The sequence below is a fragment of the Dyella sp. genome (genome assembly GCF_035685885.1).
In the GTDB taxonomy this organism is placed as follows: Bacteria; Pseudomonadota; Gammaproteobacteria; order Xanthomonadales; family Rhodanobacteraceae; genus Dyella.
This window is the reverse complement of record NZ_DASRZX010000020.1, coordinates 1-20,747: the sequence shown is the minus strand read 5'-3', so window position 1 is coordinate 20,747 and position 20,747 is coordinate 1. Positions and strand designations below refer to the sequence as shown.

19 protein-coding genes are annotated in these 20,747 nt (G+C 65.1%); 10 read left to right on the top strand and 9 right to left on the bottom strand.

Going from position 1 to position 20,747, the window contains the following annotated elements; all coding sequences use genetic code 11:
- Positions 1 to 160 precede the first annotated feature (160 nt).
- From VFG49_RS02925 to VFG49_RS02915, 3 genes are read left to right on the top strand one after another with little or no spacing between them, the layout of a single operon-like run.
- On the top strand, positions 161 to 946 hold the full coding sequence (locus tag VFG49_RS02925) for a 3-hydroxybutyrate dehydrogenase (RefSeq protein ID WP_324858007.1): 786 nt from the start codon (positions 161 to 163) through the stop codon (positions 944 to 946).
- A gap of 5 nt (positions 947 to 951) precedes the next feature.
- Positions 952 to 2,130: a patatin-like phospholipase family protein gene (locus VFG49_RS02920; RefSeq protein ID WP_324858006.1), complete on the top strand. Its 1,179-nt coding sequence runs from the start codon at positions 952 to 954 to the stop codon at positions 2,128 to 2,130.
- A gap of 16 nt (positions 2,131 to 2,146) precedes the next feature.
- Positions 2,147 to 3,007 (top strand): NAD(P)-dependent oxidoreductase, encoded by an 861-nt coding sequence (locus tag VFG49_RS02915; protein ID WP_324858005.1) that lies wholly within the window; start codon positions 2,147 to 2,149, stop codon positions 3,005 to 3,007.
- Between the two features lie 161 nt (positions 3,008 to 3,168).
- On the opposite strand, the gene VFG49_RS02910 is transcribed toward VFG49_RS02915, so the two are convergent.
- From VFG49_RS02910 to VFG49_RS02895, 4 genes are all read right to left on the bottom strand, one after another.
- Entirely contained in the window at positions 3,169 to 3,924 is a 756-nt protein-coding gene (locus VFG49_RS02910) for an SPOR domain-containing protein (protein ID WP_324858004.1), read from the bottom strand.
- Positions 3,925 to 5,613: an arginine--tRNA ligase gene (gene argS, locus VFG49_RS02905; protein ID WP_324858003.1), complete on the bottom strand. Its 1,689-nt coding sequence runs from the start codon at positions 5,611 to 5,613 to the stop codon at positions 3,925 to 3,927.
- Positions 5,614 to 6,101: 488 nt separating this feature from the next.
- Positions 6,102 to 6,776, bottom strand: coding sequence for a RadC family protein (gene radC / locus VFG49_RS02900; protein ID WP_324858002.1), 675 nt, complete (start codon positions 6,774 to 6,776; stop codon positions 6,102 to 6,104).
- A gap of 85 nt (positions 6,777 to 6,861) precedes the next feature.
- Positions 6,862 to 7,542 carry a LysR substrate-binding domain-containing protein gene (locus VFG49_RS02895; RefSeq protein ID WP_324858001.1) on the bottom strand — a complete coding sequence of 227 codons (681 nt, stop codon included), beginning with the start codon at positions 7,540 to 7,542 and terminating at the stop codon, positions 6,862 to 6,864.
- Between the two features lie 246 nt (positions 7,543 to 7,788).
- Here VFG49_RS02895 and coaBC point away from each other — a divergent pair, with 246 nt between their 5' ends.
- From coaBC to VFG49_RS02880, 3 genes are read left to right on the top strand one after another with little or no spacing between them, the layout of a single operon-like run.
- Positions 7,789 to 8,994 carry a bifunctional phosphopantothenoylcysteine decarboxylase/phosphopantothenate--cysteine ligase CoaBC gene (gene coaBC, locus VFG49_RS02890; protein WP_324858000.1) on the top strand — a complete coding sequence of 402 codons (1,206 nt, stop codon included), beginning with the start codon at positions 7,789 to 7,791 and terminating at the stop codon, positions 8,992 to 8,994.
- On the top strand, positions 8,991 to 9,461 hold the full coding sequence (dut, locus tag VFG49_RS02885) for a dUTP diphosphatase (RefSeq protein ID WP_324857999.1): 471 nt from the start codon (positions 8,991 to 8,993) through the stop codon (positions 9,459 to 9,461). Before coaBC ends, dut begins: the two co-directional genes overlap by 4 nt.
- 45 nt (positions 9,462 to 9,506) lie before the next feature.
- Entirely contained in the window at positions 9,507 to 11,837 is a 2,331-nt protein-coding gene (locus VFG49_RS02880) for a phosphomannomutase/phosphoglucomutase (protein ID WP_324857998.1), read from the top strand.
- A gap of 79 nt (positions 11,838 to 11,916) precedes the next feature.
- On the opposite strand, the gene VFG49_RS02875 is transcribed toward VFG49_RS02880, so the two are convergent.
- From VFG49_RS02875 to VFG49_RS02865, 3 genes are read right to left on the bottom strand one after another with little or no spacing between them, the layout of a single operon-like run.
- Positions 11,917 to 12,624, bottom strand: coding sequence for a DUF4124 domain-containing protein (locus VFG49_RS02875; RefSeq protein WP_324857997.1), 708 nt, complete (start codon positions 12,622 to 12,624; stop codon positions 11,917 to 11,919).
- A gap of 48 nt (positions 12,625 to 12,672) precedes the next feature.
- On the bottom strand, positions 12,673 to 13,320 hold the full coding sequence (gene pyrE / locus VFG49_RS02870; RefSeq protein WP_324857996.1) for an orotate phosphoribosyltransferase: 648 nt from the start codon (positions 13,318 to 13,320) through the stop codon (positions 12,673 to 12,675).
- Positions 13,321 to 13,341: 21 nt separating this feature from the next.
- Complete coding sequence (locus tag VFG49_RS02865; RefSeq protein WP_324857995.1) at positions 13,342 to 13,851, bottom strand: GNAT family N-acetyltransferase; 510 nt, start codon at positions 13,849 to 13,851, stop codon at positions 13,342 to 13,344.
- A gap of 34 nt (positions 13,852 to 13,885) precedes the next feature.
- Between VFG49_RS02865 and VFG49_RS02860 the strand changes: the two genes are divergently transcribed.
- From VFG49_RS02860 to VFG49_RS02850, 3 genes are all read left to right on the top strand, one after another.
- Positions 13,886 to 14,656 (top strand): exodeoxyribonuclease III, encoded by a 771-nt coding sequence (locus VFG49_RS02860; RefSeq protein WP_324857994.1) that lies wholly within the window; start codon positions 13,886 to 13,888, stop codon positions 14,654 to 14,656.
- A complete protein-coding gene (locus tag VFG49_RS02855; RefSeq protein ID WP_414649036.1) occupies positions 14,646 to 15,962 on the top strand; it encodes an AmpG family muropeptide MFS transporter in 1,317 nt (438 codons plus the stop codon). The genes VFG49_RS02860 and VFG49_RS02855 overlap by 11 nt, the downstream gene beginning before the upstream one ends.
- A gap of 98 nt (positions 15,963 to 16,060) precedes the next feature.
- Complete coding sequence (locus tag VFG49_RS02850; RefSeq protein WP_324857993.1) at positions 16,061 to 16,360, top strand: hypothetical protein; 300 nt, start codon at positions 16,061 to 16,063, stop codon at positions 16,358 to 16,360.
- Here VFG49_RS02850 and VFG49_RS02845 read toward each other — a convergent pair.
- Both VFG49_RS02845 and VFG49_RS02840 read right to left on the bottom strand, forming a co-directional pair.
- Positions 16,357 to 17,475: an anhydro-N-acetylmuramic acid kinase gene (locus tag VFG49_RS02845; RefSeq protein ID WP_324857992.1), complete on the bottom strand. Its 1,119-nt coding sequence runs from the start codon at positions 17,473 to 17,475 to the stop codon at positions 16,357 to 16,359. The two genes, VFG49_RS02850 and VFG49_RS02845, sit on opposite strands and share 4 nt — an antisense overlap.
- 6 nt (positions 17,476 to 17,481) lie before the next feature.
- Complete coding sequence (locus tag VFG49_RS02840) at positions 17,482 to 18,921, bottom strand: OapA family protein (protein WP_324857991.1); 1,440 nt, start codon at positions 18,919 to 18,921, stop codon at positions 17,482 to 17,484.
- A 183-nt stretch (positions 18,922 to 19,104) separates the two neighbouring features.
- Here VFG49_RS02840 and tyrS point away from each other — a divergent pair, with 183 nt between their 5' ends.
- Complete coding sequence (gene tyrS / locus VFG49_RS02835) at positions 19,105 to 20,316, top strand: tyrosine--tRNA ligase (RefSeq protein ID WP_324857990.1); 1,212 nt, start codon at positions 19,105 to 19,107, stop codon at positions 20,314 to 20,316.
- Positions 20,317 to 20,747 lie beyond the last annotated feature (431 nt).

The window sequence follows — 20,747 nt, the reverse complement described above, 5'->3', positions numbered from 1 at the left end:
CCGGAATGACGAAATAGGAGAAGCTTTCTCAAGCTGTCCATTCGTCGCATGGATGCGCGCCAGCGGGCTGTGCCAGCCTGTGCCGTCAACGGCAACCAGGCGCGCAACCCATACCTGATTCCGTATCTGCTTTCCCCGTTCCCCATCGACAGGAGTGGTTATGGCAAGTCTCGACGGCAAGGTGGCACTCATCACTGGCGCGGCCAGCGGCCTGGGCAAGGCGATCGCCGAGCTCTATGCGAAGAACGGCGCCGCAGTCGCCATCGCAGATATCAACCAGCAGGCCGCAGACGCTACGGCAGCCGAGATCAACGCGGCCGGTGGCAAGGCCATCGGCATCGCCATGGACGTCACCGACGAGGCTGCGGTCAACGCCGGCACCGACAAGGTGGTCGCCGCGTTTGGCCATCTGGACATCCTTATTTCCAATGCGGGCGTGCAGATCATCAACCCGATCGACCAGTTCGCCTTCGCCGACTGGAAGAAGATGCTGGCCATCCATCTCGATGGCGGCTTTCTCACCACCAAGGCCGCGCTGAAGCACATGTACAAGGACGACCGCGGTGGCGTCGTCATCTACATGGGCTCGGTGCATTCGCATGAAGCCTCCAAGCTCAAGTCCGCCTACGTGACCGCCAAGCACGGCTTGCTGGGCCTGGCGCGCACGCTGGCGAAGGAAGGCGCCGCGCATAACGTGCGTTCGCATGTGATCTGCCCGGGCTTCGTGCGCACGCCCCTGGTGGAGAAGCAGATTCCCGAGCAGGCTAAGGAACTCAAGATCACCGAAGAGGAAGTGATCAAGAACGTGATGCTCAAGGACACCGTGGACGGCGTGTTCACCACGGTGGAGGACATCGCGCAGACGGCGCTTTATCTCGCCACGTTCCCGTCGGCGGCGCTCACGGGCCAATCCATTGTGGTCAGCCACGGCTGGTACATGCAGTAATCGCCATGGCGGCTGCAACCGACTTGCCCACGTCCGCCTCGTTGGCCGAGACGATCAAGCACGATTACCGCACCATCGCCCTCGTGTTGCAGGGCGGTGGTGCTCTTGGTGCTTACCAGGCCGGCGTGTTCGAGGCGCTGAACGATGCCGGGATCCACCCTAGTTGGATCGCCGGCATTTCCATCGGCGCGCTCAACGCGGCAATCATCGCCGGCAATCCGCCCAAGCATCGCGTGGAACGCCTGCGTGAGTTCTGGCAGACCATCTGCCGTCCACCGCTGCTGCCGATGTGGTCCACGCCGCCGCTCGACCCCAGCGCATGGGAGCTGCCGTGGCTCAACGGATTGAGCGGCTGGGCCGCGCTTCGGGCGTTGACGGAAGGACAGCCCGGCTTTTTCGTGCCACGTCCGTTCCCGTTGCTGCCGTGGCGTGCGTCGCCGACCACGGCCAGCTGGTACGACACCGCGCCGTTGAAGGCCACGTTGGAACGCTTGGTCGACTTCGATCGCATCAACCACAAGACCGCCATGCGCGTGTCGGTGGGCGCGGTGAACATCCGCACCGGCAACTTCGCCTACTTCGACAACACCGAGGGCGAATTGCGCGTGGAGCACTTCATGGCCTCGGGCTCGCTGCCACCGGGGTTCCCGGCGACGGAGATCGATGGCGAGTTCTACTGGGACGGCGGCATGGTCTCCAACACGCCGCTGTATAAGGTGTTGTCCGACGCCTCGTGCCGCGACTCGCTGGTTTTCCAGGTGGACCTATGGAGCGCACACGGCGAGCTGCCGCGCGATCTTGCCGAAGTCACCTCGCGCGCAAAGGACATCCAGTACTCCAGCCGCACGCGCCTCATCACAGAGTTCATGGGCATGCGCCAGAAGCAACAGCGCGTGGTGAGCGACCTGATGGCGTTGGTGCCGGAAGAACATCGCCACGATCCGGCTTATCGCCGCGCGGAGATCTACGCTGGCGGCGCGCTGGTCAACCTGTTCCACCTCATCTACCGCAACAAGCCGTACGAAGGGCATTACAAGGATTACGAGTTCAGCCATGGCAGCATGCAGCAGCATTGGTCCAGCGGCATGGACGACATGCAATGCACGCTGAAGGAGCCGCACTGGTTCGCGCGGCCCACGGCCGAACACCCCTTCATCACCCATGACGCACACTGTGAAGATTGATCCACCAGGAAACTCCATGACTCTCAAGGCAGCATTCATCGGACTCGGCGCCATGGGCACGCCGATGGCCGGCCATCTCAAATCCCACGGACTGCTTCATGCCGTTTCCAGTCGCACGCAGGCCAACGCCGAAAAGGTGGCAAAGGACCTCGGCGTCGCCGCTTCGTCGCTGGCTGATATTGGCGCGCAGTGCGATGTGATCGCGCTATGCGTGACCGCCGATGCCGACGTGCTCGGTACCGTCGACGCGTTGGCACCACACCTGCGACAGGGCGCCATCGTGGTGGATCACTCCACCGTCGCGCCCGATACCGCCAAGCGCGCTGCTGCGAAACTGGCCCAGGTCGGCGCACATTTCCTCGATGCGCCGGTATCCGGCGGTGTGGAAGGCGCGAAGAACGGCAAGCTGTCGGTGATGGTGGGCGGCGATGCCGAAGTGCTGGAGCGCGCGCGTCCCGTGCTGGAAGCCTACGCACTGCGCGTCACGCACCTCGGTGACGTCGGTGCCGGCCAGGCCACCAAGGCCGTCAACCAGGTGCTGGTCGCCGGCATTGCGCAAGGCGTGTGCGAAGGCCTCGCGCTGGCCGAAGCCCTGGGCCTCGACCCCGAACGCCTGCTGCCCACGCTGGGCGCGGGCGCCGCCGGCAACTGGTTCCTCGAAAAACGCGGCGCCACCATGCTGCGCAACGAATTCAGCGTTGGCTTCAAGCTCGGCCTGCTGCACAAGGACCTGGGCATCGTGCGCGGCATTGCCGAAAGCGCCGGCACCAACCGCAGCGTGATCGAACGTTCGCTGGCCGACTACGCCGAGCTGATGAGCCAGGGTTATGGCGACGATGACATTTCGGGGTTGATCAGGCTAAAGCGCAAGGGCTGAAGCGCCGGTTTCTCTTGTGGGAGCGCACCCTGCGCGCGACCGCAGAGATGCGGAACCAGGCTCCGCTTGCTTGTCGCGCACAGGGTGCGCTCCCCCAGAATGCAGTCAAACAAAAAGGCCGCGACATGCGCGGCCTTTTTCCTGGGCAGTGAAGCGAAGAATTACCTGCCTTCCTTCAACGCAATCGCATTGATCCCCGCCGACGAAAGGCGCTGCTTCGCCGCTTCCAGGTCGGTGGCCGAATGGAACGGGCCGAGGCGCACGCGGTTGTAGGTCTGGCCGTTGACGCTTACTGGCGAGACATTGGCGACAAAGCCCTGCATGGCCAGCTTGGCTTTCAGTGTTTCGGCGTCGCCGGCGCTGGGAAATGCGCCGACCTGCAGCAGGTAGCCATTGCCGACGGAGGCGGTGGTGTTGGCGGCCGGTGCCGCGGTAACCGGGGTGGCATGCACGGCCGATTCCGGCGCGGGCGTGATCGCTTCGGACACGGCGGCCGGACCCGGCGCCGGTTTCTGCGCAGCGGCCTGGGCCTGCTGTTGAGCAGCTGCCTGCTGGGCGGCCTGCTTCTGCTGCTGCTCCGCCTTGGCCTGTGCACTGATCACGGCGTCGGGAATGCGTACTTCCTTCTCCGAAAGCACGGAGTAGAAGTCGTACTGCGGCTTCTTCGGCGCGGGTGCGCTGTCGTTGCCCGAAGTGCTCTCGTTGCCTGCCGCGCCGGCATCGCTGCCGCGCTGCGCGGTGGCCTGCGCGTTGGGTTGCGGGCCTTCGTTGCTGCGGGGGGTCATGGGCAGGTGTCCGCGCATGGCGAACATCAGCACGGCACCGATCAGGATGCCGATGACGGCCCAGCCCCAGCCTGGCATGCCGCCGCTGTTGTTGCGGACGGCCTGTCGGCCTTTGCCCTTGCGTGCTGCCATTTACATGCTCTCCGGGGCGCTGAGGCCCAGCAAATCAAGACCGTTCTTCAAAACCTGGCGCGTCGCCACGATCAGCGCCAGTCGCGCATCACGCAGGTTGCCATCGTCCACCAGGAACTGGTGCGAGTTGTAGTAGGTGTGGAACGCATTCGCCAACTCGCGCAGCCAGGTGGCGACCAGGTGCGGCTCAAGGTTCGCCGCCGCGGTCTCGACCAGCTCGGGATACTTGGAAAGCTCGGTCAACAGGATCTGCTCGTGTTCGTTGTCGAGGCGTGCCAGGTGGGCCAGGCCATTGTGCAGATCGAAGGTGAACCCCTTCTCGCCGGCCTGACGCAGCACGCTGCACACGCGGGCATGCGCGTACTGGATGTAGTAGACCGGGTTGTCGTTGCTCTGCGAGCGCGCCAGGTCGATGTCGAACACCAGCTGCGAGTCGCCCTTGCGGGCGATCAGGAAGTAACGCGTGGCGTCGCGGCCCACTTCGTCGATGAGGTCGCGCAGGGTCACGTAGCTGCCGGCGCGCTTGGAGATCTTCACCTCCTCACCGCCGCGCATCACCGTCACCATCTGATGCAGCACGTATTCCGGCCATCCCTTGGGGATGCCGGCGTCGAGCGCCTGCAGGCCAGCCTTCACACGAGCCAGACTGCCGTGGTGGTCCGAACCCAGCTCGGTGATGGCGCGCACGTAGCCGCGCTGCCACTTGCTGCGGTGGTAGGCCACGTCCGGCACGAAGTAGGTGTAGGTGCCGTCGGACTTGCGCATCACGCGGTCCTTGTCGTCACCGAAATCGGTGGAGCGCAGCCACAGCGCGCCGCCTTCCTCGTAGGTGTGGCCTTGGGCGACCAGCTCGCGCACGGTTTCGTCCACCTTGCCGTCGGTGTACAGCGAGGATTCCAGGAAATAGGTGTCGAAGCGGACGCCGAACGCCTGCAGGTCCAGGTTCTGCTCGCGGCGAAGGCTGGCCACGGCAAAGTGGCGGATGGCTTCGAGGTCGTCGACGTTCTTGGCGCCGGTGACGACTTCGCCGTCAGCTTCCACCGACTCGCCCGCCATGTAGGCACGGGCCACCTCGGCGATGTAGTCGCCGCGGTAGCCGTCTTCCGGCCAGCCTTCGCTGCCCGGCGCCAGGCCGCGCGCACGCGCCTGCACCGAGATGGCGAGGTTGTTGATCTGCACGCCGGCGTCGTTGTAGTAGAACTCGCGCTTGACGTTCCAGCCGGTCGCGTCGAGCAGGCGGCTCAGGCAGTCGCCGATGGCCGCGGCACGGCCATGGCCCACGTGCAGCGGGCCAGTCGGGTTGGCCGAGACATATTCGACGCCGGCCGTCACGCCCTTGCCACTCTGGCTGCGGCCGTAGGCGTCGCCCTCGGCCATGATGCGGCGCACTTCGTCGTGGTACGCCGCCGGGGCCAGGAAGAAGTTGATGAAGCCCGGGCCGGCGATCTCGACCTTGGCCACCAAGGTGTTGGCGGGCAGGGCGGCCACGAGCTTGTCGGCCAGCTCTCGCGGCTTGGCGCGGGCCGGCTTGGCCAGCAGCATGGCCGCGTTGGTAGCGAAGTCGCCATGGTCGCGGTTGCGAGCGCGCTCGATCACGAAGTTGGGCACCTCGAAGTCGGCGGGCAGGGTGGAATCGTTCTGCAGGGTACGAAGCGCCTGCAGCAGCAGTTCGCGCAGCTGTTCTTTCACGGCATTGGTCGGGCGACGATGGAACCGCCAATGCTATCAGAGCAGCACTTTCCGGGCGGGTTTGTCGCGGGTTTCCCGGCGTGCTGCGTTGCGGGGGAGAAGTCTGTGGATAACTCTGTGGGGAATCCCTGGGCGCTGGCCTGCTTCGATGCCTGCTTTTCGGCGGAAATCGTTATGTCGTGAAAAATAGACAACCAAATCAATTAATTGCAATGTATACATGAATGTGAGGACAGCAATGGATCGGAAAGTGCCGTCCCAGGCCGATTGTGCATAAGTCTCGGGGCTCCCTGACCGCAGCAACGCAAGGCGGTGGACTCCGTGGCGCGTCATGCCCCTGTCATGCGGCACTGCCACACTTCTTCACGTCCCCCGGCAACCTCCCCGCCGACGGGACGGGAGATGCCGTTGCTCCTCTTCTCCCCCACAAACGGCCAGACGGCGCGGATCTCCCCCCGCGCCGTTGTTCTTTGGGAACACCTGCACGCTCAGATGAGCCCCAGCGCTGCCATCGACACCGGCTTTCCGCTGCCAATCACCAGATGGTCCAGCACGCGTACGCCGACCAGCTGCAGCGCGCTTTTCAGTTCGTGGGTAATGGCCCGGTCGGCCGGGCTGGGTTCGGCCACGCCCGAGGGATGGTTGTGCGCCAGGATGACTGCGACGGCGTTGTGCCGGAGGCAGGCGCGGACCACTTCCCTGGGATGCACGCTGGCGCCATCCACGGTGCCGCGGAACAGCTCCTCGAAGGCGAGCACGCGATGCCGGTTGTCCAGGAACAGGCAACCGAACACCTCATAGGGCAGGTGGCGCAGTTGCGCGCTGAGGTAATCGCCGCTGTCGCGCGGATTGGACAGGGCCGGGCGGTCGGCCAGTTGCTCGGCCAGCGAACGTCGCGCCAGTTCGAGCGCAGCGATGAGGCGTGCGCGCTTGGCCGGTCCGATGCCGCGCAATGTCAGGGCTGCTCCGCACGGATCGGCCAGCAGGGTGCCGACGCTTCCGCTGGTTGCCAGCAATTCCCGGCCCAGGGCGATGGCGTCCTTGCCAGGCAGGCCGCTGCCGAGCAGCACGGCGATCAGTTCCGCATCCGACAAGGCAGCGCTGCCCCGCGCCAGCAGCTTTTCCCGGGGACGTTCGAGTTCAGGCCATTCGCGAATGCTCATCCCCGGAGGCTGGCGGCGACTGGCGTCGGCGCCCATCAGGCATGCACGGCCTTTGCCGTCGGCGCCCGTGCCTGCGAACCGTCGGTCATGGCGCGGTTGGCAACCGGGCCGCGAACTCCGCCGCAATCCAGTCGATGAATACCCTGACGCGCGGCGAAAGCTGGCGGCTCTGGGGATAGAGCACGTACACCGGTGACGGCGCCGGCGGATGGTTGGGCAGCACCTCGACCAGCTGGCCGCGAGAGAGATCATCCTGCACCCGATAACGCGGCACCTGGATGAGGCCCAGCCCCAGCCGCGCAAGCGATACATACATCTCGGCCCCCGCGACACTCACGGCATGGGGCAGGGACTGGCGCTGCAGGCTGCCGTTCGTCTGGAACTCCAGCGGCATCACATTGCCCGACGCCGAGGACACGAAGCCGATCATGGCGTGCGCCTGCAGATCGTCAGGAGAAGCTGGCAGGGCACCAACCATTTTGCCCACGCCGGTACGCCAGCGGACGAAGCCGTGGCCAGGGCCTATGCGGAAGGACCCACGGCGGATTTCGGCGACGTGGCCTTCATGGGGTTGGCTACGCTGGAGCCTGCCGACGCGGATTCCCAAGCCGTGGCCGCAGTGATTGTCACGGTGGTCGACACGGCATTCGGCAAGCGCCCCTTCCGCGTGCATGTCGATCCGTCGCAGGACGGTGCGGAAATCGTCAATGGCGCGGGCCGATCGCGTGCGGGCGGAGCTGCTGCGCCGCATCGGGCTGGAGGACATTCTTCGTCCTGGCCAGCTGTCCTGAATATGGCGACGAAAGGCCCCTCTCCCTGCGGGAGAGGCGTTGGGGCGAAGGTGCGCGCTCGAGCGACCTGACAAGGTTCGCTTCGACCGCACCCTCATCCGGCTACCGCCACGTTCTCCCGGTGGGAGAAGGATGCATTCGTTCTGACTCATAACCGTGTCGCCGAGCCACGCTGACGATTCCGGTAAGCTACTGGCCATAACGTTTGTCAGGCCCACACCATGAGTCTTGCCCAACGCCGCATCCTGCTGGGCGTATCCGGTGGCATCGCCGCCTATAAGTCCTGCGAGCTGGTCCGCCGCCTGCGTGACCTCGATGCCGAAGTGCGCGTGGTGATGACCGAAGGCGCCACGCATTTCGTAAGCGCCACCACGTTCCAGGCACTGTCCGGCCAACCCGTGCGCATGAGCCTGTGGGATGCGGAAGCGGAAGCCGCCATGGGGCATATCGAGCTGGCGCGCTGGGCCGAACGCATCCTGATTGCCCCGGCCAGCGCGGACCTCATCGCGCGTCTTGCGCATGGCTTTGCCAACGACCTGCTCACCACCGTGTGCCTGGCCAGCGCCGCACCACTGTACGTGGCGCCAGCGATGAACCAGCAGATGTGGGCGCATCCGGCCGTGCAGGCCAATGTCGACACCTTGCGCCAGCGCGGTGTGCATCTGCTCGGCCCCGCCTCGGGTGATCAGGCCTGCGGTGATATCGGTTCGGGACGCATGCTGGAACCGATGGAGCTACGCGAAGCGATCGTCGCCTCGTTCGGCCACGCCGTGCTGCGCGGGCGCAAAGTCGTGGTGAGCGCCGGGCCAACCTACGAAGACATCGATCCCGTCCGCTTCATCGGCAACCGCAGTTCCGGCCGCATGGGTTTCGCCGTGGCGGAAGCTGCCGCGCAGGCCGGTGCCGAGGTGACGCTGGTGGCCGGCCCGGTCAGCCTCGCCACGCCGCCGGGCGTGGCGCGTCGCGTCGATGTGCGCAGCGCCGCGCAGATGCGCGATGCGGTGGTGGCTGCCGCGGCTCATGCGGACATCTATGTCGGCGCCGCCGCCGTGGGCGACTATCGCCCTGCCGAAGTGGCCGACCACAAGATCAAGAAGCGCGCCGGCGCCGCCCTGGAGCTGAGCCTGGCCGAGAATCCGGACATCATCGGCATGCTGGCTGCGCAAACCGTGCGCCCCTTCTTGGTCGGATTCGCCGCGGAAACGCATGATGTGGAGCGATACGCCCGCGACAAGCTCGCGCGCAAAGGACTGGACATGATTGCCGCCAACCAGGTCGGCGGGGGCCTTGGCTTCGAGGCTGCCGACAACGCACTCACCCTGTATGGCCCGGAAGGCGCCATCGAACTGCCGCGCGCCTCCAAGACGGAACTGGCGCGCCAGCTGGTTGCGAAGATCGCCGAGCGTTACGCGGCGGTGCGTCCATGACGGCAGGGCACGGCATCGATGTCGAACTGAAGATCCTCGACCCGCGCCTGGGCGACACCATCGAACTGCCGCAGGCCGCCACTGTCGGCAGTGCCGGCATGGACCTGCGTGCGGCCATCGACGCGCCGCTGACCCTGCAACCGGGCGACAGCGCGCTGGTGCCCAGCGGTATGGCCATCCATATCGGCGATCCGGGCTGGTGCGCGTTGATCGTCCCGCGCTCGGGCCTGGGTCACAAGCATGGCCTGGTGATGGGCAACCTGGTCGGCGTGATCGACGCCGACTACCAGGGCCCGCTGATGATTTCGTGCTGGAACCGCGGCACGCAGCCCTACACCATCGCGGTAGGCGATCGCATCGCCCAACTGCTGCTGGTGCCGGTGGCGCAGGCGCGGCTGAAAGTGGTGAAGGAGTTCGCGCCGTCGCAGAGGGGCGAGGGCGGGTTCGGTTCGACCGGCGTCAATTGAATCCGGTGCCACGGCGCCGATAGACAACCTGTGCGGGGACAGGGCATGGCGAAACTCATCAGCTTGGGCGGATTACCGCGGGCTGGATCGATCGACTGGCGGCACCTGTTGCCGCTGGCGGCGGGCACCTTTCTGCTGCTGCTCGGCCTGGCCTGCCTGTGGCAGACCTGGCTGATCGCCGATGAGAACGGTGCGGTTGAGCGCGTACACGCGGCGCAGAAGCAGGCCGTTGACGCACTGAATGCCGAGATCGCCAACGCGCGTGGTCGCGTCGAAGCGGCCGTGCATGCCACCGATCAGGCCGCGCTGTCGGCGGATCCGGTGCAGGGTGCCGCCACGTTGCGTTCGTTGATCCCGCAGGCGACTGCGGTGGAGATCTACAGCGGCAATCTCGACGAGGTGCTGCACGCCAACTATCGCCAGTTCGGCTACGGCAAGGCGGCCCAGCTGATGGCGGCACAGACGGCGGACGGCAAGCCGCTGGCGCAAACCATTCCCGACAAGAACGGTCGCCTGCTGAGCGTGGTGGTGCCGGTGGGCCGCCCCGAACACCCGCAGGCCTGGGTGTGGGCGGCATTGCCGTTTGCGCCCGTGCAGGAGCGTTTCGAATCGCTTTCTCCCGCGGGTGGCCGCCTCGAACTTCGCCAGGGCGACGACCGCGGCGACTTGCGCCTGCTCGCCATCGGCAGCCCTGGCGCTGAGCGCGAAGCCACCGGCATGAGCGTCGAAGGCACCACGCTCAGCGTGGTTGCCGCTTTGCCGCGAGCCTACATCGTGTTGCCCCGCAGCTGGCTGCTTTCCGCCGTACTGGCGCTGGCCTGCCTGGGCGCCGGCATCTATTTGCTGTGGGCGCGCCATCGCCCTGGCCGCGACGCGTCTGGGGAGTCGGACGAACCGGTCTTCTCGGACCTGATCGAAACGGTGCCCGAGCCACCCAAGCCCGACACCAATGCCCGGCTCGCCGCCATCAAGGCGGCCGCCCCGCCCGCACCCGTCACGGTCGATCCCGCCATTTTCCGTGCCTATGACGTGCGCGGCGTGGTTGGCAAATCGCTGACCGCCGATGTGGCGCGCCTGCTGGGCCAGGCCATCGGCACGGTGATGCACGAAAAAGGCCTGCCGGAAATCGTGGTGGGCCGCGATGGACGCCTGTCCGGGCCCGAACTGGTCGCTGCGTTGACCGAGGGTCTGCGTACGGCCGGCATCGACGTGATCGACGTGGGTGCGGTGCCCACGCCGGTCGTGTATTTCGCCGCCTATCGCTTCAACACGGGTTGCGGCGTGGCAGTGACGGGCAGCCACAACCCGCCCGAATACAACGGCTTCAAGATCGTGGTGGGCGGCGAGACACTGTCCGAAGGCACGATCCAGGATCTCTACCAGCGCATTGCCTCCAACCAGCTGACGCGCGCGGACAAGGGCAACCTGCGCCATGTCGACGTCATCCCGGATTACGTCGACCGCATCACCTCCGACGTGCAGGCAGAGCGCCGCCTCAGGGTGGTGATCGACGCAGGCAACGGCATCGCGGGCGCGGTGGCGCCGCAGGTGCTGGAAGGCATCGGTTGCGACGTGATCCCGCTGTATTGCGATGTGGACGGCACCTTTCCGAACCACCATCCCGATCCGTCCGATCCGCAGAACCTGGAAGATCTGATCTTCGCCGTGAAGCAAACCGGTGCTGATCTGGGCGTGGCCTTCGACGGCGACGGCGATCGCCTGGGCGTGGTGACCAAGGACGGTGAAATCATCTTCCCCGACCGGACCCTGATGCTGTTCGCGCGCGACGTGCTGTCGCGCCAGCCGGGCGCAACCGTCATCTACGACGTGAAGTGCACCGGGCATCTCAAGGGCGAGATCCTCGACGCCGGCGGCAGCCCGCTGATGTGGCGTACCGGCCATTCGCTGATGAAGGCCAAGATGCGCGAGACGGGCGCCGAACTGGCCGGCGAAATGAGTGGCCACTTCTTCTTCAAGGAACGCTGGTACGGCTTCGACGACGGCATCTACGCCGGTGCGCGCCTGATGGAAATCCTTGCGGGCGACCCGGAAGAGCGCACGCCAGAGGAAATCTTCGCCACCTGCCCGAAGGGCGTTTCCACGCCCGAGCTCAAGGTGCCGATGCGCGAAGGCGAGCACTATCGCTTCGTCGACGCGTTCCGCCAGAAGGCGAACTTCGGCGACGCCACGCTCACCACCATCGATGGCGTGCGCGCCGACTGGCCGGATGGTTGGGGCTTGGTGCGCCCGTCCAATACCACGCCGTCGCTGGTGCTGCGCTTTGATGCCAACAACGAGGCAGCGCTCAAGCGCATCCAGCTGTTGTTCCGTACGCAGCTGCTGGCGATCGATCCTTCCCTCAAGCTGCCGTTCTGAAACGAAAAGGCCCCGGCATGACCGGGGCCTTTCCTGTGCACGAGGCCGACCGACATGGCCTCAGGGCCATGCCGTGCCATCACTGGCCTTGCTGGTCCTTGTCCTGCTCCGCCTTCAGTTCGCGATAGTGCTGCACGTCCAGCGCGTTCTTCTTTTCCGCGGCATCGCGCGAGGCGATCTCGTGATCCAGCAAGTCGCGCTGCTTGGTCACCACGTCGCGCTGCTTGGCGATGCTGTCGTTGAGGAATTTCGGCACCGGTTGTTTGGCGCGCTCCAGATCGCCTGCGCGCGTGAGCAGGTCGGTCAAGGCCTTTTCCTGGCTGCGCAGGTTGATACGCGTGGTGTTGATCTGCTGGTCGATGTTGTCGAGGCTCTGCTTCAGCGACGTCGCGTAGGCTTCCTCGGTGGGATAGGCGCTGAGCATCTGCGCCTCGGTGCGCGAGCGTTCCTTGGCGGCGCGTTGCTGGGCGGCCTGCTGGTCGGCGGCCTTCTGCGCGGCGGCGCGCTCTTCGGGATTGAGCTGGCGATCGACGTGCTGTACCACCAGGCCACGATCGTTGACCAGGTCGTAGCCGAACTTCAGTGCATCGGACGTGAGGCTGTCGCTGTAGTGCGGCAGGCCGGTGGCGTCCTTCCAGCGGTAGCGATACCCGCTGCCCTTCTGTGCCTGCGCGTGCGCGCCGGCAGCCAGCGCAAGTATCGCGATGGCGAGTAGTGTTTTACGCATGATTTCCCCCTTGTCGGCGGAAGTATAGCCGGCGCTGTGGCGATGCCATGACGTTGCCATGGCGGTGCTGTCTCCAGTGTGACCGGTGTCGCTCGCCGGATTGCGGCGTCACGCGCCCACGCCGTACTGCTGGCGATAGGCCATCAGGCGTGCGTGCTCGGCGGCGAGTTCGGCGCGCTCGCCCGCATAGGCCAGCACGTCGCCCAGGCTGGTGATGGCGATGACCGGCACGCCGAATTCGGCGGTGACTTCCTGTGCGGCGGACAACGCGCCCTGGCCGCGCTCCTGGCGATCCAGCGCAATCAGCACGCCCGCGGGCGTGGCGCCCTGCGCGCGGATCAAGGCCAGCGACTCGCGCACGGCGGTGCCGGCCGTCATCACGTCGTCAACGATCAGCACGCGCCCCTTCAGCGGCGCACCCACCAGCACGCCGCCTTCGCCATGGTCCTTGGCTTCCTTGCGGTTGTACGCCCACGGCAGGTCGCGGCCGTGCTGGTCGGCCAGCGCCATGGCCGTGGCCGCGGCCAGCGCAATGCCCTTGTAGGCAGGGCCGAACAGCATGTCGACCTCGATGGCGGAATTCATCACGGCAGCGGCATAGGCACGGCCAAGCTGCGCCAGCGCAGCGCCGGAATCGATGCGGCCCATGTTGAAGAAATAGGGGCTCTGGCGACCGGACTTCAGCGTGAATTCGCCAAAGCGCAGCACCTCGCGCTGCAGGGTAAGTTCGATGAAGTCGCGCTGGTAATCGTGCACGGGGATGGTCTCTCGATCAGTTCAGACGGGGAGGGCGCACAACATCACGAATTGCGGCCCCGAACGCCCGCCATGGTACAGCCCTCCGGTCTCCCGGAAGCCTGCGCGTCGATACAGGGCGAGCGCCGGTGCGTTGCGCAGGTTGACGGTGAGCACCACGTCGCGCGCCGAGGGATGGCGCCGCGCGAGATCGTGCATGGCCGCCACCAGCGCGCGCGTGCCCAGTCCCCGGCCTTGCCAGCGCGTGTCGATGAAGAACGAACGCAGTCCTAGCGTGACGCGTGGAAAATCCATGTCCGCGATGGAGCGCGGATGCGTTTCTATGCGATAGAAGCCGATGGGCTCGCCATCGAGCAGGATGGCCATGGGCTCGCTGCCCGCGCAGGCCTCGGCATCGGGAAGCGAGGCGATGATGCGCCCGACGAAATCATGTTGCTCGTCGCTCACGCCGAGCTGCAAAACCGCAGCGCGGATGGCGGCGTCCACCAGCGCGACGCGGATATCGGGCGTTGGCGTCAGGTGCTCGGACATGGTTGCTATGATGGCGCATCATCGGGAGTGACGCATGCGCATCATCAGCCTCAATGCCAACGGCATCCGCTCGGCCGCCAACAAGGGCGTGTTCGAGTGGTTGCGCCAACAGAAGGCCGACGTCGTCTGCCTGCAGGAAACCAAGGCGCAGGAAGACCAGCTCTCCGACGCCATGTTCCGTCCCGACGGACACCATTGCTTCTACCGCGATGCCAGCAGCAAGAAGGGCTACAGCGGCGTGGCCATCTACGCCAGGCGCGAGCCCGACGAAGTGCTGACCACGCTCGGCTGGGAACCGTTCGACTGCGAAGGTCGTTATATCGAGGCGCGCTTCGGCAAGTTGAGCGTGGTGTCGTTGTACGTGCCGTCGGGCTCGTCGGGCGACGAACGCCAGCAGTTCAAGTTCAAGGTAATGGACTGGCTATCGCCGATCTTCGACCAGTGGGCCAGGAGCGGCCGCGAGTACATCCTCTGCGGCGACTGGAACATCGTGCGCAGCGAACTGGACATCAAGAACTGGCGCTCCAACCAGAAGAACTCCGGCTGCCTGCCCGAGGAACGCGCCTGGCTCAACGACCTCGTCGACAAGCACGGCTGGTGCGACAGCTACCGCTCGCTCCATCCCACCGGCCAGGACTACACGTGGTGGTCCAATCGCGGCAACGCGCGGGCCAACAACGTGGGGTGGCGCATCGATTACCAGATCGTCTCGCCGTCGCTGCAGCAGCGACTGAAGCACTGCTCGGTCTACCGTGACGAGCGCTTCTCCGACCACGCGCCGTTCACCGTCGACTATGCCGACTGATTCCGCGCCGGCGAAGAAGCCGGCCAAGGTCTCAGTGTGGCACGCGTTCACGCAGCCTGCTGCATGGACGATGTTCCTGTTCGGCTTTTCCTCGGGCCTGCCGTTCCTGCTGGTGGCGGGCACGCTGGCCTACTGGCTCAAGGAAAAGGGCATCGAGCTCAAGGACATCACCATGATCGCGAGCGCGGGGATGACCTACGCGTTCAAGTTCCTGTGGGCGCCGCTGCTCGACCACTGGCGACTGCCGCTGTTCTGTCGCCTGGGCCAACGCCGCGGCTGGCTGCTGTTCGCGCAGCTGGGCGTGATCGCGGGCCTGGTTGGCATGGCCATGCTGACGCCGCTGCAGCTCGCCCCGTTTGTCGGCGCCACGCTGGTGGTGGCGTTCTTTGGCGCCACCATGGACATCGCGGTCGATGCCTATCGCATCGAGATCGCGCCGACTTCGGAGCAGGGCGCCCTGGTGGCGACCTACGCACTGGGCTACCGCATCGCGCTGATCGTGGCTGGCGCTTTCGCGTTGATCCTTGCCGACCACCTGCCGTGGCCAACGGTGTACCTGATGCTGGCGGCGCTGATGTTCGTGCCGGTCGCCACCACGCTGTGGGCTGCCGAACCGAACGTGGTGCGCCACACGCCGCGCAGCTGGGGTGAGGCCATGCGCGAAGGCGTGGTGGATCCTTTCGCCGATTTTTTCCGCCGCTATGGCGTGTGGCTGGCGCTGGTGCTGCTGCTCTTCATCCTGCTGTTCAAGATTCCCGAGCAGGCCACCATCGGCGGTGTGATGAGCCCGTTCTATCGCGACATGGGCTTCAGCAAGACCGAAATCGGCACCGTCACCAAGATCTACGGCATCTGGATCGGCATCGTCGGCGCCTTCGTGGCCGGCGCGGCGGTGGCGCGTTTCGGTGCCTGGCGGACGCTCGGCGTGGGCATGGTCGCCATCGGTCTCAGCAACCTGCTGTTCCTGTGGCTGATCGGCCATCCGGGCAGCGTGCTGGTGCTGACCCTGGTGATCTCTGGCGACAACTTCACCCAGGGCTTCTTCGGGCCGCCCACCGTGGCGTTCCTGTCTTCATTGGTGAATCGCCAGCACACCGCCACGCAGTACGCTCTACTCAGTTCGCTGGTGAACCTGCCGGGCAAGGTGCTGGGCTTCTTTGCCGGAGGCATCGCCACGGCGACCGGCTATGGCAGTTTCTTCGTGCTTACCGTGGTGTCGGTCGTTCCGGCCGTCTTGCTGTTCACTTATTTGTGGCCGCGTTTCAGCAAGGACCGCTCCGTCGACGCAGTCCCTTCACAGCCATGAGCACGTCCTGAACCGGACGGACGGTCGATACCGTCCAGGCCAGGCCCTGTGCCAAGATGGAGACACAGGGGGCTTATGATCGTGGGAGGGGAGCGTCCGTGCCGGACCTCGTCATACGCCATATCGACAACCTCATGGCCGAGCGCATCAAGTCGCTGGCCAAGGAGAGGCAGTGGTCGATCAATGACGTGGTGCTGCATGCACTGCGGCACGGCCTGGGCATGGCTTCTGCCAACCTCTTTGCCGAAACCATGCTCGACCCCGGCGACATGACCATGCTTGCGGGCCAGTGGGATGCCGGCGAAAAGGCCGCCTTCCAGGAAGCCGTGCTCGCCCTTGCGCGCACGACGCCCACGCAGCTGGCGCCCGCCAACCGCGTGCTCGACGACGAGAATTAACGCGGCGCGGGGTAGATCGCGCCCAGCACGCGCGCACCGCGCGCGCCCGTCACGGCCGGCAGGTTGCCCGGCAAGCCAAGCAGACGCTGCCGCGCAAGCCACGCGAACGCGATGGCTTCCAGGAAATCAGGGTCGATGCCGTGGGTTGCGGTCGTGGTGACGACGAGTGGCGACAGCAGCTCGCTTATCCGCTGCATCAGTCGAGGATTGTGCACACCGCCGCCGCAGGCGAGCACGTCGGCGGCCTCCGGGGCGTGGCGTGCAATGGCATCTGCCACGCTGCGCGCGGAAAGCTCCAGCAGGGTGGCCTGCACGTTTGCCGGCGTCATTGTCGACAAGTGCGTGTGCGACTCCAGCCACGCAAGATGGAAGTGCTCACGCCCCGTGCTCTTGGGCGGTGCCAGCGCAAAATACGTGTCGGCCAGCAAGGCTTCCAGCAGAACCTCATCGACTGAGCCGGACGCAGCGAAGGCGCCGTCCGCGTCGAAAGCCACGCCGCGATGGCGCAGGCACCACGCATCCATCAGACCATTGGCCGGACCGGTATCGAAGCCGAACACGCGGCCATCCGCACCGAGTACGGTGATGTTGGCAATGCCGCCAAGATTGAGCACCACGCGCGTGCGCTTGGGCTGGGCCAGCAGCATGGCGTGCACGGCGGGAAGCAATGGCGCGCCCTGGCCACCCGCGGCCACGTCGGCGCGCCGGAAATCGGCCACCACGTCGATGCCGCAACATTCGGCGATCACCGATGCATCGCCCACCTGCAGCGTGAAGGGAAACGCGCCGGTCGGGCGGTGGCGCAAGGTCTGCCCATGCGATCCGATCGCGCGAACGGAAGCCGCAAGTGCGGGATGGCGCGCCAACAGATTCTGCGCAGCCTCGGCGAAGCACTGGCCGATCGCCACGTCGAGGCGTCCATACGCATCAAGATCGAGCCGCGTTTCATCCTGCGCCACGGCCAGAATGCGTGCACGCAAGTCGTCCGGCCACGGATGCGTCAACGCATCGACCAGTTGTGGCTTGTCGTTTTCAAAACGCACCAGCGCGGCATCGATGCCGTCGGCGCTGGTGCCTGAGATCAGGCCGATATAAAGCGCCGAGGCATCGTCCACGGGAAATCAGTCGTCTGTGCGGGTATTGCCGCTGGCGCGCGCCAGCTTGATGTTGGCGTCCAGCGTCTTCAGGCGCGCCAGCTGCGGCTGCACCACCTGCGACTTGAACCTGGCCAGCTGCACGGCCGGCAGCGGTTCGGGCTTGGGCAGCGTCACCGTCTGCGGATCGCGCTGCACGTCGTTGACGCGGAATTCGTAATGAAGATGCGGGCCGGTGGCCAGGCCCGTCATGCCGACGTAGCCGATCACCTGACCCTGGCTCACGCGCTGTCCCACCTTTTCGGTGGCGAACTTCGACATATGCCCGTAGGCGGTGCTGATGGAACCGTTGTGCTGCACGATCACGAAGTTGCCGTAACCGTTCATCCAGCCCTTGAACTTGACCACGCCATCACCGGCGGCATGGATCGGCGTGCCAGTCGGCGCCGCATAGTCCACGCCCTTGTGCGCGCGCATCAAGCCAAGCACCGGATGCATGCGCGCCGCGCTGAACTGCGAGGAGATGCGCGTGAAATCCACCGGAATGCGCAGGAACGACTTCTGGATCGGACGACCGTCTTCACTGAACCAGCCGTAGCTGCCGTCATCCTTCTTGAAACGGTACGCCGTGTAGCGCTGGCCCTGGTTGACGAACTCGGCCGCCACGATGTCTCCCTCATGCAGATAGGAGCCGTCGCGATACACGTCGTCGTAGATCACCGTGAAGCTGTCGCCCTCGCGCAGGTCCTGCACGAAGTCGATGTCGTATTTGAAGAGGTCGGCGAGCTTGAGCACCATCTGGTTGGTCATGCCGGCTTTCGAGGCGGCGGCGAACAACGAGCTGTCGATGGTGCCGTGCGCCACGTGTTCGCGGCGATCCACCTCGCGCGCCTGCGCGGTCACGGTGGCCTTGTCGCCCTCGAAGCGCATGGTGGTGCGGTTTGCTTCGTCCTTGTCGAACCGGATGCCCTTGAGGCTGCCGTCGCCGTCGAGCAGGAAGTCGAACTCCTGGCCCGGACTGATGTGATGCAGTGATTTGGCGTCACCCGACTGGTCCACCACATGCTGCACGTCGGTAAGGCTAAGGCCCTGGCTCTGGAACAGGTCAGACAACGTCTGGCCCGGCTGCACCTGGACGATGTGCCAGTCCTCGACCGTGGGAGCGTTGACGACTTCGGGTGCCGCCTTGGGCAGGGCCAGCGGCAATACCGCGTGTGCGGTGGATACCGTGTCCGGGCGCATCGCGCCGGCCCACGCGGGAATCAGGAAACCGGAAACCGCCGTGATCAGCAGTGCCGTACCAGCGAGCATCCAGCGCTCGCGATGCCAACGGATGGGCTCGGCCTCACCATGGCAACCAAAAGACCAGTGGGCGCAACGTTCGTAAAAGTGAGAGTGCCGCCGCTGCGCCTTGCGACGCATAGCCTGTTTGCGCGCAGCGCGCGCGGTCTCGTTTCTCTCACCCATGCCCGGTGTTCCCCAGGTATCAAACTTCACATTGGCGCGTACCATAACGGCCTTGTGTAAAGAGCGTCAACGCCTTTCCCATCAATGAGTTGCGATAATTTTCTGGTTAACGCACACTTAACGGAACGGCTCGGGAAACCGTGATTTCCGCCGCAGTCCAGACAACGAAAATTTGAGGAATACATGAACGAGCTTGAGCAGGCGCTGGCCACCATCGCGCGCGGCGCCGACGAAATCATCAAGCAGGAAGAGCTGGCGGCACGCCTGAAGCTCGGTCGCCCGCTGCGCATCAAGGCGGGCTTCGATCCAACCGCGCCCGACCTGCACCTCGGCCACACCGTCCTGCTCAACAAGATGCGCCAGTTCCAGGATCTGGGGCACCAGGTGATTTTCCTGATCGGCGACTTCACCGGCATGATCGGTGATCCGACCGGCAAGAACGTCACGCGCAAGCCGCTTTCTCGCGAGGACGTGCTGGCCAACGCCGAGACCTATGCGGAACAGGTCTATAAGGTGCTGGACAAGGAGCGCACCGAGCTGCGCTTCAATTCCGAATGGTTCGGCCAGATGAGCGCCGCCGACATGATCAAGCTCGCCGCCCAGCACACGGTGGCCCGCATGCTCGAGCGCGACGACTTCTCCAAGCGCTTCGCCGGCCAGCAACCGATCGCCATCCACGAATTCCTCTATCCGCTGGTGCAGGGCTACGACTCGGTGGCGCTCAAGTGCGACGTCGAGCTGGGCGGCACCGACCAGAAGTTCAACCTGCTGATGGGTCGCGCTCTGCAGGAACACCACGGCCAGCCGCCGCAGATCGTGCTCACCATGCCGCTGCTCGAGGGCCTGGACGGCGTCAACAAGATGTCCAAGTCGCTGGGCAACTACATCGGCATCAATGAGCCCGCCATCGACATCGTCACCAAGACGCTGAAGATCGGCGACGACCTCATGTGGCGCTGGTTCGAGCTGCTCAGCTTCGAAACCTCGCTCGACGACATCGCGCGCATGAAGCAGGAAGTGGCCAGCGGCACGCTCAATCCCCGCGACGCCAAGCTCAAGCTGGCGCGCGAACTGGCCACGCGCTTCCATGATGCCGCCGCAGCGGAGCAGGCGATTGCCGGCTGGCACGCCGTGGTGCGCGGCGAAGGCGACACCAGCCTGCTGCCACTCACAGAAATTGCCGTGCCTGCGGAAGGCTTGCGCCTGCCTGCACTACTTACTGCAGCAGGCCTCACGCCGAGCAACGCGGAAGCGAATCGCAAACTCAAGGAGCGTGCGGTGCGTATCGACGCAGAAGTCGTCGAAGACGCGCAACGCGTGTTTTCCCCTGGTTTCGAAGGGGTTTTGCAGATAGGCAAACGCAACTTCGCGCGCGTGTTGTTGACGCTTGCATGAGTTGATCGCGACGACGTAACGTCGTCGCGATGCGTTTTCGAAGCGATGTTTCGCGTGAGAACAACGTCTTACGCGAAACACGAAAAATAATTTCAGAATTTGCTTGTCAAAGGTGGGGCACCTACCTATTATTCGCCTCCCGCCGCTGGCATCGCCCTCCGGACGGCAACAACGAAAGCAAAAATTCTTTGCAAACGGTGTTGACGGACAGGAAAAACGATGTAAGATGAGCGGCTCACTCGGAACGAAATGTTCCGGCGCGGACACCGAAAGGGGTCGCAAGTGATTGAGATCTTTGACAGTGTGCGCAGGTGACTTGTGTGGGCGTCTTGCGTGGATGATTGAATGTCCATATATGCAAGCGTCTAACCTAAGAGTCAATTCAAAAGCTTGACGTTTATGGTTAGGACATACGCTTCAGAAAGATAGAT